Source organism: Achromobacter agilis (assembly GCF_900496965.1).
Classification (GTDB): Bacteria; Pseudomonadota; Gammaproteobacteria; order Burkholderiales; family Burkholderiaceae_B; genus Achromobacter; species Achromobacter agilis.
In genome coordinates this window covers 149,644-164,739 of record NZ_UFQB01000009.1, presented here as the reverse complement: position 1 = coordinate 164,739, position 15,096 = coordinate 149,644, and the positions used below count along the sequence as shown (strand labels likewise).

The following is a 15,096-nucleotide window of genomic DNA, read 5'->3' as shown; positions in this document are numbered from 1 at the left end:
GGGCGAAATCGATGGAGACACCCATGAGAAAACACTTATGCAGAACCCTGATGCTGGGTGCCGCGCTGGCCCTGTCCGCCGCCGCCCAGGCCGCGCCGGCCTGGCCCGCGCGCCCGATCACGCTGGTGGTGCCGTTTCCGCCTGGCGGCACGACGGACTTGCTGGCGCGGCTGGTGGCGCGCGAGGCGGGCACGCGGCTGGGCCAGAGCGTGGTGGTGGAAAACCGGCCCGGCGCGGGCGGCGGCATCGGCGCAGCCGCGGTGGCGCGCGCCCAGCCCGACGGCTACACGCTGCTGATGGGCACGCTGGGCACGCAGGCCACCAACCAGTTCATCTACGCGCAGATGCCGTATGACTCGGCGCAGGGCTTCGCGCCGGTAACGCTGGTGGCCAACTCCCCCAACGTGCTACTGGTCAACCCCAAGCTGGGCATCGCCTCCGTGGCGCAGCTCATCGAGCAGGCGCGGCGCGCGCCGGGCTCGCTGAATTTCGCGTCCACCAGCCTGGGCGGCTCGCCGCATCTGTCGGGCGAGCTGTTCAACCGGCTGGCCAAGGTGGACATCCGCCACGTTCCGTACAAGGGCTCGGCCCCCGCCATGACGGATCTGCTGGGCGGGCAGGTGCAGCTGATGTACGACAACCTGCCCTCGGCCATGGGCCAGATCAAGGCCGGCGCGGTCAAGGCCTTGGCGGTGACGACCACGCAGCGCGTGCCCATGCTGCCGGACGTGCCCACGGTGGCCGAGGCCGGGCTGCCCGGCTACGAAGTGAACTCCTGGTTCGGCCTGCTTGCGCCGGCCGGCACGCCGCCCGAGATCGTCGGCAAGGTGCGCGACGCGGTGGCCGCGGCGCTGGCCGAGCCGGGCACCCGCCGCCAGGTCGAGGAACTGGGCGCGATCCCCGTGGCGGGCACGCCCGCGCAATACGCCGAGACCATCCGCGCCGACACCGCCAAATGGCGGCAGGTCATCCAGGACGCCGGCATCCGGCCCCAGTAAGGCGGCGGCGCCAGAACAAAGGAGGCAGACATGAACGACAAGGCAGGCAGGCTGCGCATCGGCTCGGGCGCGGGCTGGTGGGGCGACCGCATCGACCCGGCACGCTGGAACGCGGAGCGCGGCGCGCTGGATTTTCTGTGTTTCGAGACCATGGCCGAGGCCACCGTCTCGGCCGCGCAGGTGCGCAAGCGGCGCGATCCGGCATTCGCGGGATACGACACCTGGCTGGATGACCGCATGCGCGCGGTGCTGCCGCACTGCAAGGCGAACGGCACCCGCATCATTTCCAACCAGGGCTGGATCAACCCGCAGGGCGCGGCCCGACGCGTGGCCGAGCTATGCGCAGAGGCGGGCTGGCCCGGCGCCCGCGTGGCCGCCGTATCGGCCACCGACCTGAGCGCGGAAATCGCCGCGAGCGAGCTGCGCATCATGGAGACCGGCGCGCCGGTCTCCACCGTGCGCGACACGCTGATTTCCGCCGAGCCCTATGCGGGCGCGGCCGCCATCGTGCAGGCGCTGGACCAGGGCGCGGACATCGTCATCACCGGACGCGTGGCCGACCCCTCGCTGTTCCTGGCGCCCATGATGCACCACTATGGCTGGCGCGAGGACGACTGGACGCGGCTGGGCCAGGGCAGCGGCATCGGCCATCTGCTGGAGTGCGGCGCGCAGGTCACGGGCGGCTACTTCGGCGATCCCGGCTACAAGGACGTGCCCGAGCCCTGGAACCTGGCATTCCCCTATGCCGACGTGGACGCCGACGGCACGGCGGAAATCGGCAAGGTGGCAGGCACGGGCGGCTGCATCGACCTGCGCACAGTGAAAGAGCAGATGTTCTACGAAGTGCACGACCCGGCGCGCTACATCACACCCGACGTAGTGGTGGACTTCACCACGGCGCGCCTGGAACAGGCCGCCCGGGACCGCGTCCGCGTGAGCGGCATTTCGGGGCATGCGCGCACACCCACGCTCAAGGTATCCATCGGCTGCACCGAAGGCCATATCGGCGAAGACATGTTTTTCTTTGCCGGCCCCGGCTGCCTGGAAAAGGCGCGGCTGGCCGAGACCATTCTGCGCGAACGACTGCGCATTGTCGGTCTGCAGGCCGACGACTTGCGCATCGATTTCATCGGCGTGAACGCGGTGCACGGCGCGGCCTCGGCCGCCCTGCGCGAAGAACCGGCCGAGGTGGCGGTGCGCATCGCCGCGCGCTGCGCCAGCCGCGCCCAGGCCGAGAAGATCGGCCGGGAAGTGGACGGGATGGCGGTCTGCGGGCTGGCGTCCACCGGCAAGCGCGTGCCGCACCAGGACCGCACGCGCGAAGTCATCGGCCTTTGGTCCACGCTGGTCCCGCGCGAACGCGTGGCCTGCCGCGTGGAATTCGTCTAAGGAGGCATCTCATGCGGGTTACGTTACGAAGCGTGGCGCACACGCGCTGCGGCGACAAGGGCAATACCTCGAACATCGCGGTCATTGCCTACGAGCCGCAGTTCTATCCCCACATCAAAAACGCGCTCACGGTGCAGGCCATGCGCGCCATCTACAACGAACAGGCCGTGCGCGGCGGCATCACGCGCTACGAGGTGGACGGCCTGGGCGTGCTGAACTTCGTGCTGGATGGCGCGCTGGGCGGCGGCGTGTCGCGCAGCCTGGCCATCGACAATTACGGCAAGGCCCTGGCCAGTGCCGTGCTACGGTTGCAACTGGAGGTGCCGGACGATCTGGCGCCTTTGCTGCGAGGTCCCCAACCCACCAAGGAGGGTAGCGGATGTTCGAAGACCTGAAATCCCGCACCGTGCTGATCACAGGCGCGTACAGCGGACTGGGGCGCCACTTCGCCGGCGTGCTGGCGGGCGCGGGCGCCCGGGTGGCGCTATGCGGGCGCCGCACGGCGCTGGGCGAAGAAGCCGCCGCCGCCATCCGCGCGGCAGGCGGGCAGGCATGCGCGATCGGCATGGACGTGACCCAGCCGGCCAGCGTGCAAGCGGCGTTCGACGCCGCGGCCGAGGCCCTGGGTCCGGTCAGCGTCGTCATCAACAACGCCGGCATCGCGGTGTCGCGGCCCGCGCTGGAGCTCAGCGAAGACGATTGGACCGGCCTGGTGGACGTGAACCTGAATGGCGCCTGGCGCGTGGCCCAGGCGGCCGCCCGGCATTTCATCGCCCACGGCACGCCGGGCGCCATCGTCAACATCGCATCCATCCTGGGCCAGCGCGTGGCCTCGCACGTGGCGCCCTATGCGGCCGCCAAGGCGGGCCTGCTGCACCTGACCCGCGCCCTCGCCCTGGAATGGGCGCGCCACGGCATCCGCGTGAACGCGCTCGCCCCCGGCTACATCGCCACCGATCTCAACCGCGAATTCTTCGCCTCGCCGGCCGGCGAGGCGCTGATCAAGCGCGTCCCCCAGCGCCGGCTCGGCCAGCCGCAGGACCTGGACGGGCCGCTGCTGTTGCTGGCGTCGGACGCCTCGGCGTTCATGACCGGCTCGGTCATCGACGTGGACGGCGGCCATCTGGCCAGTTCGCTATAACCCGCAACCCCGCACCCCGGGGCCGCGCGCCCCGACTAGGAGACGCCGCATGGATTTCTCGCTACCGCCCGAACTGGAAGACTACCGCCGCCGAGTGCGCGATTTCGTCGACCGGGAACTGATCCCCCTTGAAGCCGACCGGGCCAACTACGACGACCACGAGAACATTGCCGAAGCCGCGTTGGAACGCGCTCGCGCCCGGGTGCGGGAGGCCGGTCTGTGGGCCCTGCAGATGCCGCGTGAACTCGGCGGCCAGGGCCTGCCCATGGCGGGGCTGGCCGCCTGCTACGAGGAAATGAACCGCTCCATTTTCGGGCCGGTGTGCTTCAACGCGGCGGCGCCGGACGACGGCAATATGCGCGTGCTGGCGCAAGTGGCCCGGCCGGACCAGAAAGCGCGCTGGCTGCAGCCCATCGTCGACGGCAAGGTGCGTTCGTCGTTCATCATGACCGAGCCGCATCCCGGCAGCGGCTCGGATCCTTCCATGATGCGCACCACCGCCACGCTGAAGAACGGCAAATGGGTGGTGAACGGGCGCAAGTGGTTCATCACCGGCGCGGGCGTGGCGCGGCATTTCATCCTCATCGCCCGCACCTCGGACGATGCGCGCAAGGGCCTCAGCGCGTTCCTGTTCGACGCCGACCAGCCGGGCTGGCGCATCGAGCGCCGCATCCCCATCATGGGCCCGGAGGAACACGGCGGCCACTGCGAACTGGTGTTCGACGGGCTGGAGATCCCCGACGAGAACCGGCTGATGGAAGTGGGCGACGGCCTCAAGCTCACGCAGATCCGCCTGGGGCCGGCGCGGCTGACCCACTGCATGCGCTGGCTGGGCCTGGCGCGCCGCGCCATGGCGGTGGCGGTGGACTACGTGGGCCAGCGCAGCAGCTTCGGCCAGAAGCTGGCCGAACGCGAAGGCGTGCAGTGGCTGCTGGGCGAAGCCGCCATGCAGATCGAGATCGGCCGCCTGCTGACCATGCGCGCCGCCGTCCGGCTGGACCAGGGCGACTACGCGCGCAAAGAGATCTCCATGGCCAAGATCGTGGTGTCGGAGACCCTGCAAAAGGTGGTGGACACGGCGCTCCAGCTCAACGGCGCACGCGGCTACTCCAAGGACACGCCGCTGGAATGGATCTACCGCTACGCGCGGCAGGCCCGGCTGGTGGACGGCGCCTCCGAGGTGCACAAAATGGTGCTGGCGCGCTATCTCATGGACGAGGGCGACGCCTACTGGCGCTGGGACGACGCGGACGCCCCGCGCAAGGCGCTGGTATGACGAGCCCCGCCCATGCTCCCGCGCCGCCGTGGTTGCCCGCGCTGGCCGCCTACCTGGGCGGCCTGGGCCTGGCGGACCCGGCCACGCTGACGCTGCGGCCGCTGTCCGGCGGGCAGTCCAACCCCACCTACCTGCTTGAAGACGCCACCGGCCGGCGCGTGCTGCGCAAGCAGCCGCCGGGCGAACTGCTGCCCTCGGCCCACGCGGTGGACCGCGAGTACCGCGTGATGTCGGCGCTGGCGGACAGCGCCGTGCCGGTGCCGCGCATGCTGCACTACTGCGCCGACCGCGCCATCGTCGGCACGCCGTTCTACCTGATGAGCTTTGCGCAGGGGCGCGTCTTCATGGACCCGGCGCTGCCCGCCATGGCCCCGGCCGAGCGCGCCGCCCTCTACGCCGAGGCGGGCCGGGTGCTGGCGGCGCTGCACGCCGTGGACCCGGCCGAAGCCGGGCTGTCCGACTACGGCCGCAGCGGCGACTACTTCGCGCGGCAGGTGGGCCGCTGGACCCGCCAATACCGCGACACGCAGACCGAGCCCATCGCCGCCATGGACGCGCTCATAGACTGGCTGCCGCGCCACCTGCCCGAGGACGACGGCCAGACCCGGCTGGTGCATGGCGACTATCGCATCGACAACCTGGTGTTCCACCCCACCGAACCCCGGGCCATCGCGCTGCTCGATTGGGAATTGTCCACGCTGGGCCACCCGCTGGCGGACCTGGCCTACCACTGCATGTGCTGGCGCATCCCGCCCGCCCTGTGGCGCGGCATAGCGGGCCTGGACCTGGACGCGCTGGGCATCCCCGGCGAAGACGTCTTCGTCACCGCCTATTGCCGCGAGCGCGGCATCGCGCCGCCGCCCAACTGGGATTTCTATCTGGCCTACAGCTTCTTTCGCATCGCCGCCATTCTGCAAGGCGTGTACGCACGCGCCCGCGCCGGCAACGCCGCCGCCGAGGACGCCCTGGAAATGGGCGCGCGCGTGGCCCCGCTGGCCGAGCTGGGCTGGCAGGCCGCCTGCCGCGAATCCCGCCGCGCGCCGGCGGACCAGGAGAAACCGCAATGATTGCCGACGCCGACGACCTGCCGCGCAACGCCGCCAACCACGTGCCCCTCTCGCCGCTGGGCTTCCTGGACTGGGCCGCCAGCGTATTCCCGGAACGTCCGGCCCTCGTGCATGGCGCAAGCTTCAGCCAGAGCTGGAGCGCCACCCGCGACCGCTGCCAACGCATGGCGGCCGCGCTGCGAAGCTGGGGCGTCGCGCGCGGCGACGTGGTAGCCGTGCTGGCGCCGAACACCCCCGCGCTATACGAGGCCCATTTCGGCGTGCCCATGGCTGGCGCGGTCCTCAATGCGCTCAACACACGGCTGGACGCCGCCACCCTGGCCTACATCCTGTCGCATGGCCGAGCCACCGTGCTGCTCTTCGACAGCGAGTACAGCGTACAGGTGCGCGAAGTGCTGGCCCTGCTCGATACGCCGCCGCGCACCGTGCGCATCGAAGACCGCGAATTCACGGGCGAACACGGCACGCTGGGCGATGCCGAGTACGAAGCCTGGCTCGCCGCCCAGCCGCCCGACACGGGCTGGGAACGGCCCGCCGACGAATGGCAGAACATCTGCCTCAACTACACCTCGGGCACCACCGGCAACCCCAAGGGGGTGCTGTACCACCATCGCGGGGCATACCTCAATGCCATGGGCAACGTGCTGTCCTGCGGCATGCCGCCGCACGCGGTGTACCTGTGGACACTCCCCATGTTCCATTGCAACGGCTGGTGCTTCCCGTGGACGCTCGCGGCGCTGGCCGGCACCAGCGTGTGCCTGCGGCGCGTGGAACCCGCCGCCATCTTCGAAGCCATCGAACGCCACCGCGTGGGCTTCTTCTGCGCCGCCCCTGTGGTGCTCACCATGCTGGTCAACGCCCCCGCCGCCGTCCGGCGGCGCGCCGCGCATCCCGTGCAGGCCATGACCGGCGGCGCCGCCCCGCCCGCCGCCATCATCGAAGCCATGGACGAACTGGGCATCGGCGTCACCCACCTGTACGGCCTCACCGAAACCTATGGGCCATCCATCAGCTGCGCCTGGCACGAAGAATGGGACGCCCTGCCGCTGGCGCAGCGCGCCGCCCGCAAAGCCAGGATCGGCGTGCGCAAACTGAACGTGGAAGAAGTACAGGTATGGGACCCCGAGGGCCGGCCCGTCCCCCCCGACGGCGCCAGCCTGGGCGAAATCGTGCTGCGCGGCAACACCCTCATGAAAGGCTACCTGCACGACCCCGCCGCCACGGCTGACGCCTTCGCCGGCGGCTGGTTCCATTCCGGCGACCTGGGCGTCGTGCATCCCGACGGCTACATCGAAATCAAGGACCGCGCCAAGGACATCATCATTTCCGGCGGCGAGAACATTTCCACCGTCGAAATCGAAGGCGTGCTGTACCGCCACCCCGATGTGCTGGAAGCCGCGGTAGTGGCCCGCCCCGACCCCACCTGGGGCGAAACGCCCTGCGCCTTCGTGGCGCTGAAAGACGGCGCCGCCGCCAGCGCCGAAGACATCCTGGCCCACTGCCGCGAACACATTGCCCGATTCAAGGTCCCGCGCACCGTCGTCTTCGGACCGCTGCCCAAGACCGCCACCGGCAAGATACAGAAGTTCATGCTGCGGGAGCAGGCCAGGGAGTTGTGAAGTCGCGGAACCCGGGCGGGTTCTCACGCGGCACTCTTTAGACTTCTGCCAACAACGCTTCGGCAGTCGCGCAAGACTACGTCAGGTTCAATCCGCCATCGGAAAGCAGCACCTCGCCGGTCAGATAATCCGACGCGACAAGCATGGAGACCGCCTGGGCGATATCCTGCGGACTGGCCGCCCGGCGCATCGGCGCCTTGTCGCGCCACAACGCCTGGGCCTGCGTCCAATCGGCCGTCAGCGGCGTATCCACCAGGCCCGGCGCCACCGCATTCACGCGGATATCCGGAGCCAGCGAAAGCGCGAGCAGGCGCGTCACGTGGTTGAGCGCCGCCTTGGTCGCCGCATAGGGAATGGAAGCGCCCTTGGGCCGGATTCCGGCGTGTGAACTCACATTGACCACGCAAGCGGGCCTGCCCTTCGCCGCCGCCGCTTGCAGCGCGGCCTGCGCCTCGGCCACCAGGCGAAACGGCGCAACGACGTTGACCTCATGCAACGCATGCCAGATATCCGGCGTGGCGGCCGCCAGGTCCGCGTGGGGAATGACCCGGCTGATCCCCGCGTTATTGACCAGCACATCCAGCCGCCCCCATGCCGCGACGGCCTCGCGGACCAGCCGGATCCTGTCGGCATCGTTCGCCAGATCCGCTTGCACGTAGGCCGCCGCACCCAGCTCGCGTGCCAGGGCATGGCCGGCTTCAACCGAGCGCCGGGAATGCACCACTACCGCATAGCCGTCCCGCGACAGACGACGGGCGATGGCCTCGCCAATGCCGGAGGTCGAACCCGTGACGAGCGCGACGGGGCGCGAAGACTGAAGAGTGGGCATCGAAGAATCTCTTGAACAGGAGTGCGCCGGATGCGGCGGTCGGACTACAAATTAACACCGTCCTCGCGACGGCGCGTGGATGCGGCATGCGCTGCGCGAGGCCCCGGATACCAACGCCTATTTGGCGGATGTGCTGCCTGCGGGCAGTTATTGAGACGGCCTCAAGCTGTGCCGCCGGGCGCTCATTTCCTGAGATAGGACTTCTTCCCGCTATCGGTGTAGCAGAACGTTCCGCCGCGCGGCCCTGTGCAGTACTGGCCATCACGGCAACTACATGCGCCATTGGAACCTGCGGCCGACGGCTTGGAAATAAGGGGCGACGCGCTGGAGCCCGAATTTGAGCACACACGTTTCGATGCGCTGATCGAACCGTCGCGGCACAGAAACTGCTCTCCGACGCAACGCTCCACGCCGCCCTTCTTTCCGGAACAGGGATAGTTCGCCGAATGGGCCCCCGTGGCAAACAGCACGGCCGCCAGCAGCAGACCAAGACGCATCGTCATTTCCTCAAGAAGGCGGCGGTAGCCAACTGCGATCAGCTATCGCAACGGCCTTCGGCCGCCAGGTTCACTTCGGGTTTGGAGATCACCCGCTTACCTTCCTCTTCCGTGACCTGCTCCACGCCGGCGCCGCCCACGAATACGCCGATCTTGATGAATTGGCGCACGAAGTAATTCTTGCCCGCCTCCATCATCACCATCAGATCGTTCGGCGAAAACTCCGATTCGGTGGAGACTTTGTGCTGCTCGTCGCCGGCCACCTGTGTGTAGAAAAACACGCGGTCGGCTGTTTCGCCCAGGCACTTGCCATCAACATAAACGTCTTTCTTCAGGGCCTTGCCCGCGAAGCTGTCCCGGTAGACATACAGGCCGGACTTTCCTTCGTCCGGCGCCGGGAACGATTTGGCCTGCTTATTCTGCTCGGCCGGCGCCATCGGCACATTGGCGCAACCGGCGATCGCCATTACGCAAACGGCAGAGGTCGCCAACTTCAACATCTTTTTATTCATGTGATTCGTCTTCATCAGCTTAGTTATGTGCCGCTTCCTGCCCTCCGCAGGGAACGGATAAATGTATCATTAAGATACTACTAATGACATATGAATACCAAATAAGCTATCTCAAAGTAGGGACCGCTGATGTTCCCCTGCGCCTGGGTTTCCGGGAAGCACTCTTAAATTTCCGCCAGCCGTCTCACCGTATACGGAAATTTGGCCACCAGGCGGGTCAGCAATGCCGTCTGAGCATTCTGGACGTGCGCGCGACAGCGCGTCGAAGCCTTCAGCAAGCTCCGCGTATAGGTTCCGTTTTTCCATCGTCGCGCTTCCCGTTCCGCTTCCACGCTCATCGGCATCGATATCGGACGAACGGACAACGAATCGTCCACACATCGCCCGCCATGCTCCGCTTGAGTCTGATTGTCCGAGCAGCCCTGCCCCCCCAAACCTTGTCATTCCCCCACGCCAGAGTGAAATTCCCCGCGTGGCGCGCGGCGCGGCCCGCGCAGGGACAGGCTTGATCCGGCTGCCAGGGGAATCCCACGTGAATGATGCTGGTCAGTACACAACGCACGCGGTAACCGTACTGGAAGCCAGTCCGCCATCGGACTGGCCTTACCGCTGCGCGATGAACTTGCTGAAGCATCTCGTCGATGACGCCATCGCCGAGCAGCTGGCGTTCATGGGCGAGACCTCGGTTTTTTCCACGGCGGGTTCCATCGTCACCGGGAACGTGCCCGCGAACACACTGATATCTAAAAATTCGTCCAAACTGATCCGGTCGATTGCCGAACAACGCAGGTACGATTGGGAGCGTATTGCCCGGCGCAGGCCATGACGCTCACGCTACCGTCCCAACGAAAGGCATCAAACTGCAATGTCGGCAGCCATGCCCACACCGCTATCGTTCGTTTGTCTTTGCCTGGCCCACGAGTCGTGAATGAAGCTGCTGAAGCAGCGTTTTGAGGAAATAATGAATTTTTGGGTCCCTGTAGTCTTCGGTACGTTCAAGCTTCTCGTGTTGGGCACGGGCATGTTTCTCGCCATCAAGTCTCACTACGATGGAGAAAAAAAGGAGAAGAAGGAGAAGGAGGAGAAGGAGGAGGAGATGAAAGCCCGGTAGGGAAGACCTCGTGGAGACCTGCCCCGCATGAAAGGTGCCAGACCACAATTTCGGCAGTGATGGGCTGAGAAATTGTCGTCTGGCTCTTTTTTTTCCCGTCGGGTCCTAGTTCCTGTCCACGGCCCGGATCACGTTCGGCTCGGCCTCGGACGCCGGCTTGTAGTACAGCGTGGACGCCCGATACGCAAGGTCGCGCAGCGCCGCATCCAGTTTGGGCAAGTTGAAACTGGATGCCCCCGGCGCCTGCCGGAAATCGTCCAGGCTGGCGGGCAGGCGCGTCAAGGTAATCGAATCGATCGAGCAGGTGGGGCCCAGGGACGTGTCTTCGCACGAATCCGGCGTCATCACCGGCTGATCGACGGGCAATACGAAGCCATCCGTCAGCACCACCTCGCCCGCTTCGAGCGTGATCGCCGCTATCGGCGAGAAAGTCAGTTCGGCTTCGATACCGGGCGCTGGCGCGGCGTCAGCGTTTCCCGCGTTGAACGCGATCTCGCCGTTGATGCGCCAGCGGACCTCACGTGCGGCTTCGTCGCAGCCGCCGCCCGCCCGCAGCAGCACCTCGCAGCCCTTGCCCAATCCGTCATCGTCCTCATTCCCGGATGGCGGCTTCGGCCCGGTCCTCTTGAACTCGCGGTCCACCGTGTAGTCCAGCGTGGCAATGCCGATCTTCTTCAGCCTCTCCATGGCGCTCTGAGGCGGCACCGTTTCGGGCAACTCGGCGCGAGGCTGGTGATAGGTGATGCGGTTGAGCCGGTATTCCCCCGGCCACACCGGAATCACCTGATACAGCAGCTTGCCGCGCACGGTCTGGAACTGCGGCCCGGGGTCCGTCGCATGGTCCCCTGCGCCGGCGCTGATCGCGTAGTCCTTTTCCGACTTGTGGTTCCAGTGCACGAACGTGCTGCGCTGGCGCACGAAACGGTCGCGGGTCGCGTCATCGTCGAAATCGCGCTGGGGCTCGGCGTCCAGGTTAAGCGTCGGAATCACAAGCAGCGCCATGCCCTGCTGCCGCGCATCGCCCAGCAATGCGTCCACGTTCTCGCGATGGCGCTCCACCAGCGCGGCGGTGCGCGCGGCGAAGTCCGGCTCAACGGGCTGGGCAAGCGCCAGCGCCGGGGCAAAAAAAGCGAGCAGGCAAGCGCGGGCGTGCACGGGTAAAAGCGGCATCGTTCTTGGTTCCTGTTTCCGAAGCGGGAAGGAACGAGGCATTGTGCGAGGCAGAGCCGTGCAATGCCCCGCGAAGAGGGGCGGGACCATGATATCGCGTTGGCGCGGCCTCTTGCTTAACGGCCGGTCTGGGTCGCCAGCCACACCGTCGCGCCGCCGCACGCCGGGTCCTCCTGCTGATGCCGGACCACCGAGAATCCGCTTTCCGCCAGCAATTGGCGATACTCGCGGGCATCCAGACTGCCGTGATAAAGAGGCTTGCCTTCCAGTGTTCCAATGGCTTCGCCCAGCGCCGTGCCGCTGGTGAACATCAACAGCGCGCCGGGCGCGGCAAGGCGCTGAAACGTGGAGAACATCGGCCGCTGGTCCTCGGGCCGAAGGTGGAAGAAACTGTGCCAGGCGATCAAGCCATGAAACCGTCCGATACCAGCCAATTGCCGCATGTCGGCGGCGATCCAGTGATGGTCGGGAAACGACGCCCTTGCCCGGGACAGCAGCGGCAGCGAGGTGTCGACGCCGGTGATGCGGCAGCCGTTCTCGATCAGGTGGCGCGCGATGGGAACGCCGCTGCCGCAACCAATATCCAGCACCTGCGGGTGCGGGACGGGAAGCCGTTCCAGAAACGCCGTCAGCCAGGCGCGTTCGATCAGTTCCGTTCCCCGCAACGCCTCAAACGCGGCGGCATGCTCTTGGTACAGGGCAATCACGTCGTCAGCGGGAGAGGAGGACATATCAGGACTCTGGCAATGTGGTTGGAGATATCTTAAAAGATGCGTATCACACCCGTCCTCTTGGGCAACGCCAGAGGACGAGGCGGCACATCATGCCGCCTGCCCCTTGGTGCCCAGGCGTTCAGAACCGCCCGCGCAACGTCAACGTCACACTGCGCGGCGCGCCGTAGTTGTTGCGGTTCTCGACATAGCCCGGATACTCGTAATACACCTTGTCGAACAGATTGTTCACGTTCAACGCCGCCGTCCAATTCGACGTCACGTCATACGCGACCCGCGCGTTCCACACGCTGTACGACGGCCGGCGCACCTTCGAAATGCTGTTGGTCAGCGCGCTCTGCCAATTCACGCCCGCGCCCACGCTCAAGCGGTTCAACTGGCCGGGCAAGCGGTATTCGCTCCACAGGCGCAACAGGTGCCGCGGCGTTTCCTCGCTGAAAGTCTGGCCTTCGCGGTCCGGATCGCTCAGGTACTTGTTGCTGTTGAAGGTATAGCCCGCCGCCACTTGCAGGCCCCGCATCAGCTCGCCGCTCATCTCCGCCTCGAAGCCCTGGCTTCGAACCTTGCCCGCCGCGCGTGAGCAGTAGCCGCCGTTGCACACCGGCCCCGCCTCGTAGTCCTGCACCGCGCGGTTCTTCTGGTCGATGCGGTACAGAGCGAACGACGTGTTCAGCTTGCCGTCCATCAACTCGCCCTTCACGCCCACTTCGTAGTTCGCGCCGACGATGGGCTTCAAGATGCTGCCGTCCAGCGTGGTGGCGGTTTGCGGCTCGAAGATATCCGCATAGCTGGCGTAGGCCGACCACTGCGGCGTCAACGCGTAAACCAGCCCCACCATAGGCGTGAACTCCGCACTGGCCTTGGCGGTACTGACATCGTCCCACGTGGCGGCCTGCGTGGTGTAGCGGCTTTCAAACCAACTGAAACGCCCGCCCGACACCAGCGTCAGGTCTTCCGTCAGGCTACTGCGCAACTGCGCATAAATGCCTTTCTGCACGTGTGGCTCATAGCGCGACGTGCGCTGGGAATCTGGAAAGCTGTCCGGCTTGGGCACATGCGGATTGGGGTGGAACACGTCCAGCGGCAGATAGTTGGACGCGTACTCGATGCGATCCTTCGACGTCAGCCGCGACATACTCACGCCCACCGTCAGGTCCTGCGCCATGCCCAGCACCGTGAAGCGGCCGTTCACATTCGCATCAAAACCGATGTGCTCCGCCGACTTGTCGTAATTCCACGCGTTGCGCATCGGCCGCATCAAGGTCACTGGGTCCACCGCGCCCGTCGCGTCCAGCGCCGAGGTCAGGCTCGTCTCCTTCACGTAGGTGGCCGCCACGTTCACGCGCCAATCGCCATTGAAGCGGTGCGTCAGGTCCGCAAACACCTGCGTCTCGTCCCGATCCCACTGGTTCCAGTCCGCACCCAGAAAGGTCGACCGCTTCAGCCCCAGCGAACTGCCATCGCTATAACGCGGCAAGCCGCCGAAGAACGGCGTGGACCGCAGGCGCGACACCAGCACGCCCGCGCCCACCGTCGTGCTGGGCGACAGGTCGTAATCCAGCGCGAAGTACAGATTGGTGTTGCGCTCCTTCACCACGTCGATGGACGAACCCTTGGAATCCAGATCCAGCACCGCCCGCGCCCGCAGGCTGCCGTCCGCGTTCAAGGCCCCGCCCGCATCCAGCATGCCTCCCACGTGATCCCACGAGCCCGCGCGCGCCTCCATCAACACCTGCGTCTCGGCGGTAGGGCGCTTGCGCACCAGGTTCACCGAGCCGCCCGGCTGCCCCGCGCCTTCGAACAGCCCCTGCGCGCCGCGGAACACCTCCACCCGGTCCAGATACGCCGTGCTGCCGGTGAAGCTATTGCCCACCGCATAGAAACTGCGCGACAGCGGCACGCCGTCGTACTGGATATTCGTGATCTTGAACCCGCGAGAATAGAAATTGCGCCCGCCGTCGGCCACCTCGCTGATTGTCACGCCCGTGGTGTTCTCCAAGACCTCGCTGATGGTCGACAGGTTTTGGTCATCCAACCGCTTGCGCGTCACCACCGTGACCGACTGCGGAATGTCCTTCAGCGCCTGCTCGGTCTTGCCGATGGTCGCCATGCTGGACCCGTAAGACTGCGTGCCCTCGGTCTGCGCATGATAGGCGCCCGTCACCAGCACCGGCGCCAGCGTGCTGGTGGCGGACGGCGGCTCGGCCTCCACACGGATGCCGCCGTCCACATTCACCGCGCGATAGCCCGTGCCCGCCAACAGCGCGCGCAAGCCATCCTCCACGCCATACTGGCCATTCAGGCCCGCGCTGCGCGCCCCGCTCAACTGCGACGAGGAATACCCCAACGAAATCCCCGCCTGCCGCGCAAACGCGGCCAGCGCGTCATTCAACGGCCCCGGCGCAATCGCATACACGCGGGCAGATTCGGACTGCGCCGCCGTGGCCGGCGCGGCCTGGGCGTAGGAGGGCGACGGCGCCGACAAGGCGGCCAGGGCCGCCGCCAACGGCAACAGCACGGTAAAGAAGGGCTGGGGGCAAGCGCGCAAGCAAGCCCGCGCGCCGGACGACGGCGTCGCGGCCCGGAGACGGTGGGTCTTCACGAAAGGGATACTCCAATGAGGGTCGGTCGGTGCTGGGCAGTGCGCACTGCTACAACCGGTATGACGAACGAATTCGCCCATCCCCTCAGATTTTTTTGTTGCCGGGCCGCCCCAAAACAAAAAGCGCCCCCTCGGGGGGCAGCAAGCCGCAGGC

The 15,096-nt window shown here is 66.8% G+C and carries 15 protein-coding genes; 9 read left to right on the top strand and 6 right to left on the bottom strand.

Annotated features, from left to right (window positions below):
* The first annotated feature begins 23 nt into the window (after positions 1-23).
* From AGI3411_RS13330 to AGI3411_RS13300, 7 genes are read left to right on the top strand one after another with little or no spacing between them, the layout of a single operon-like run.
* A complete protein-coding gene (locus AGI3411_RS13330; protein WP_129527844.1) occupies positions 24-998 on the top strand; it encodes a Bug family tripartite tricarboxylate transporter substrate binding protein in 975 nt (324 codons plus the stop codon).
* A gap of 30 nt (positions 999-1,028) precedes the next feature.
* Positions 1,029-2,387 (top strand): acyclic terpene utilization AtuA family protein, encoded by a 1,359-nt coding sequence (locus tag AGI3411_RS13325; RefSeq protein ID WP_129527843.1) that lies wholly within the window; start codon positions 1,029-1,031, stop codon positions 2,385-2,387.
* A gap of 11 nt (positions 2,388-2,398) precedes the next feature.
* The gene (locus AGI3411_RS13320) at positions 2,399-2,782 is read left to right on the top strand and encodes an AtuA-related protein (RefSeq protein ID WP_129527842.1); all 384 of its coding nucleotides are present in this window, start codon (positions 2,399-2,401) and stop codon (positions 2,780-2,782) included.
* Complete coding sequence (locus AGI3411_RS13315; protein ID WP_129527841.1) at positions 2,767-3,528, top strand: SDR family NAD(P)-dependent oxidoreductase; 762 nt, start codon at positions 2,767-2,769, stop codon at positions 3,526-3,528. Before AGI3411_RS13320 ends, AGI3411_RS13315 begins: the two co-directional genes overlap by 16 nt.
* Before the next feature lie 49 nt (positions 3,529-3,577).
* On the top strand, positions 3,578-4,804 hold the full coding sequence (locus AGI3411_RS13310) for an acyl-CoA dehydrogenase family protein (RefSeq protein WP_129527840.1): 1,227 nt from the start codon (positions 3,578-3,580) through the stop codon (positions 4,802-4,804).
* A complete protein-coding gene (locus tag AGI3411_RS13305; RefSeq protein WP_129527839.1) occupies positions 4,801-5,871 on the top strand; it encodes a phosphotransferase in 1,071 nt (356 codons plus the stop codon). Before AGI3411_RS13310 ends, AGI3411_RS13305 begins: the two co-directional genes overlap by 4 nt.
* Complete coding sequence (locus AGI3411_RS13300) at positions 5,868-7,490, top strand: AMP-binding protein (protein ID WP_129527838.1); 1,623 nt, start codon at positions 5,868-5,870, stop codon at positions 7,488-7,490. Before AGI3411_RS13305 ends, AGI3411_RS13300 begins: the two co-directional genes overlap by 4 nt.
* A gap of 76 nt (positions 7,491-7,566) precedes the next feature.
* On the opposite strand, the gene AGI3411_RS13295 is transcribed toward AGI3411_RS13300, so the two are convergent.
* The 3 genes from AGI3411_RS13295 to AGI3411_RS13285 form a co-directional block, all read right to left on the bottom strand.
* Positions 7,567-8,319, bottom strand: a complete 753-nt coding sequence (locus tag AGI3411_RS13295; protein ID WP_129527837.1) for an SDR family NAD(P)-dependent oxidoreductase — start codon at positions 8,317-8,319, stop codon at positions 7,567-7,569.
* 182 nt (positions 8,320-8,501) lie between these two features.
* Positions 8,502-8,816 (bottom strand): YdcA family protein, encoded by a 315-nt coding sequence (locus AGI3411_RS13290; RefSeq protein WP_129527836.1) that lies wholly within the window; start codon positions 8,814-8,816, stop codon positions 8,502-8,504.
* Positions 8,817-8,854: 38 nt separating this feature from the next.
* Entirely contained in the window at positions 8,855-9,328 is a 474-nt protein-coding gene (locus AGI3411_RS13285; protein WP_129527835.1) for a DUF2846 domain-containing protein, read from the bottom strand.
* A gap of 532 nt (positions 9,329-9,860) precedes the next feature.
* On the opposite strand from AGI3411_RS13285, the gene AGI3411_RS13280 reads away from it, so the two are divergent.
* Positions 9,861-10,154 (top strand): LbetaH domain-containing protein, encoded by a 294-nt coding sequence (locus tag AGI3411_RS13280; RefSeq protein WP_129527834.1) that lies wholly within the window; start codon positions 9,861-9,863, stop codon positions 10,152-10,154.
* A gap of 102 nt (positions 10,155-10,256) precedes the next feature.
* On the top strand, positions 10,257-10,439 hold the full coding sequence (locus AGI3411_RS13275; RefSeq protein WP_129527833.1) for a hypothetical protein: 183 nt from the start codon (positions 10,257-10,259) through the stop codon (positions 10,437-10,439).
* A 105-nt stretch (positions 10,440-10,544) separates the two neighbouring features.
* On the opposite strand, the gene AGI3411_RS13270 is transcribed toward AGI3411_RS13275, so the two are convergent.
* The 3 genes from AGI3411_RS13270 to AGI3411_RS13260 form a co-directional block, all read right to left on the bottom strand.
* A complete protein-coding gene (locus AGI3411_RS13270; RefSeq protein WP_129527832.1) occupies positions 10,545-11,609 on the bottom strand; it encodes a hypothetical protein in 1,065 nt (354 codons plus the stop codon).
* 116 nt (positions 11,610-11,725) lie between these two features.
* The gene (locus AGI3411_RS13265; RefSeq protein WP_165359166.1) at positions 11,726-12,340 is read right to left on the bottom strand and encodes a class I SAM-dependent DNA methyltransferase; all 615 of its coding nucleotides are present in this window, start codon (positions 12,338-12,340) and stop codon (positions 11,726-11,728) included.
* A gap of 121 nt (positions 12,341-12,461) precedes the next feature.
* The gene (locus AGI3411_RS13260; RefSeq protein ID WP_244240344.1) at positions 12,462-14,942 is read right to left on the bottom strand and encodes a TonB-dependent siderophore receptor; all 2,481 of its coding nucleotides are present in this window, start codon (positions 14,940-14,942) and stop codon (positions 12,462-12,464) included.
* Between the last annotated feature and the right edge of the window lie 154 nt (positions 14,943-15,096).

Excerpts from the sequence above, each read along its gene's own strand:
- AGI3411_RS13330 (WP_129527844.1), top strand. The coding sequence starts at position 24 with ATGAGAAAACACTTATGCAGAACCCTGATGCTGGGTGCCGCGCTGGCC.
- AGI3411_RS13325 (WP_129527843.1), top strand. The coding sequence starts at position 1,029 with ATGAACGACAAGGCAGGCAGGCTGCGCATCGGCTCGGGCGCGGGCTGG.
- AGI3411_RS13320 (WP_129527842.1), top strand. The coding sequence starts at position 2,399 with ATGCGGGTTACGTTACGAAGCGTGGCGCACACGCGCTGCGGCGACAAG.
- AGI3411_RS13315 (WP_129527841.1), top strand. The coding sequence starts at position 2,767 with ATGTTCGAAGACCTGAAATCCCGCACCGTGCTGATCACAGGCGCGTAC.
- AGI3411_RS13310 (WP_129527840.1), top strand. The coding sequence starts at position 3,578 with ATGGATTTCTCGCTACCGCCCGAACTGGAAGACTACCGCCGCCGAGTG.
- AGI3411_RS13305 (WP_129527839.1), top strand. The coding sequence starts at position 4,801 with ATGACGAGCCCCGCCCATGCTCCCGCGCCGCCGTGGTTGCCCGCGCTG.
- AGI3411_RS13300 (WP_129527838.1), top strand. The coding sequence starts at position 5,868 with ATGATTGCCGACGCCGACGACCTGCCGCGCAACGCCGCCAACCACGTG.
- AGI3411_RS13295 (WP_129527837.1), bottom strand. The coding sequence starts at position 8,319 with ATGCCCACTCTTCAGTCTTCGCGCCCCGTCGCGCTCGTCACGGGTTCG.
- AGI3411_RS13290 (WP_129527836.1), bottom strand. The coding sequence starts at position 8,816 with ATGCGTCTTGGTCTGCTGCTGGCGGCCGTGCTGTTTGCCACGGGGGCC.
- AGI3411_RS13285 (WP_129527835.1), bottom strand. The coding sequence starts at position 9,328 with ATGAATAAAAAGATGTTGAAGTTGGCGACCTCTGCCGTTTGCGTAATG.
- AGI3411_RS13275 (WP_129527833.1), top strand. The coding sequence starts at position 10,257 with ATGAAGCTGCTGAAGCAGCGTTTTGAGGAAATAATGAATTTTTGGGTC.
- AGI3411_RS13270 (WP_129527832.1), bottom strand. The coding sequence starts at position 11,609 with ATGCCGCTTTTACCCGTGCACGCCCGCGCTTGCCTGCTCGCTTTTTTT.
- AGI3411_RS13265 (WP_165359166.1), bottom strand. The coding sequence starts at position 12,340 with ATGTCCTCCTCTCCCGCTGACGACGTGATTGCCCTGTACCAAGAGCAT.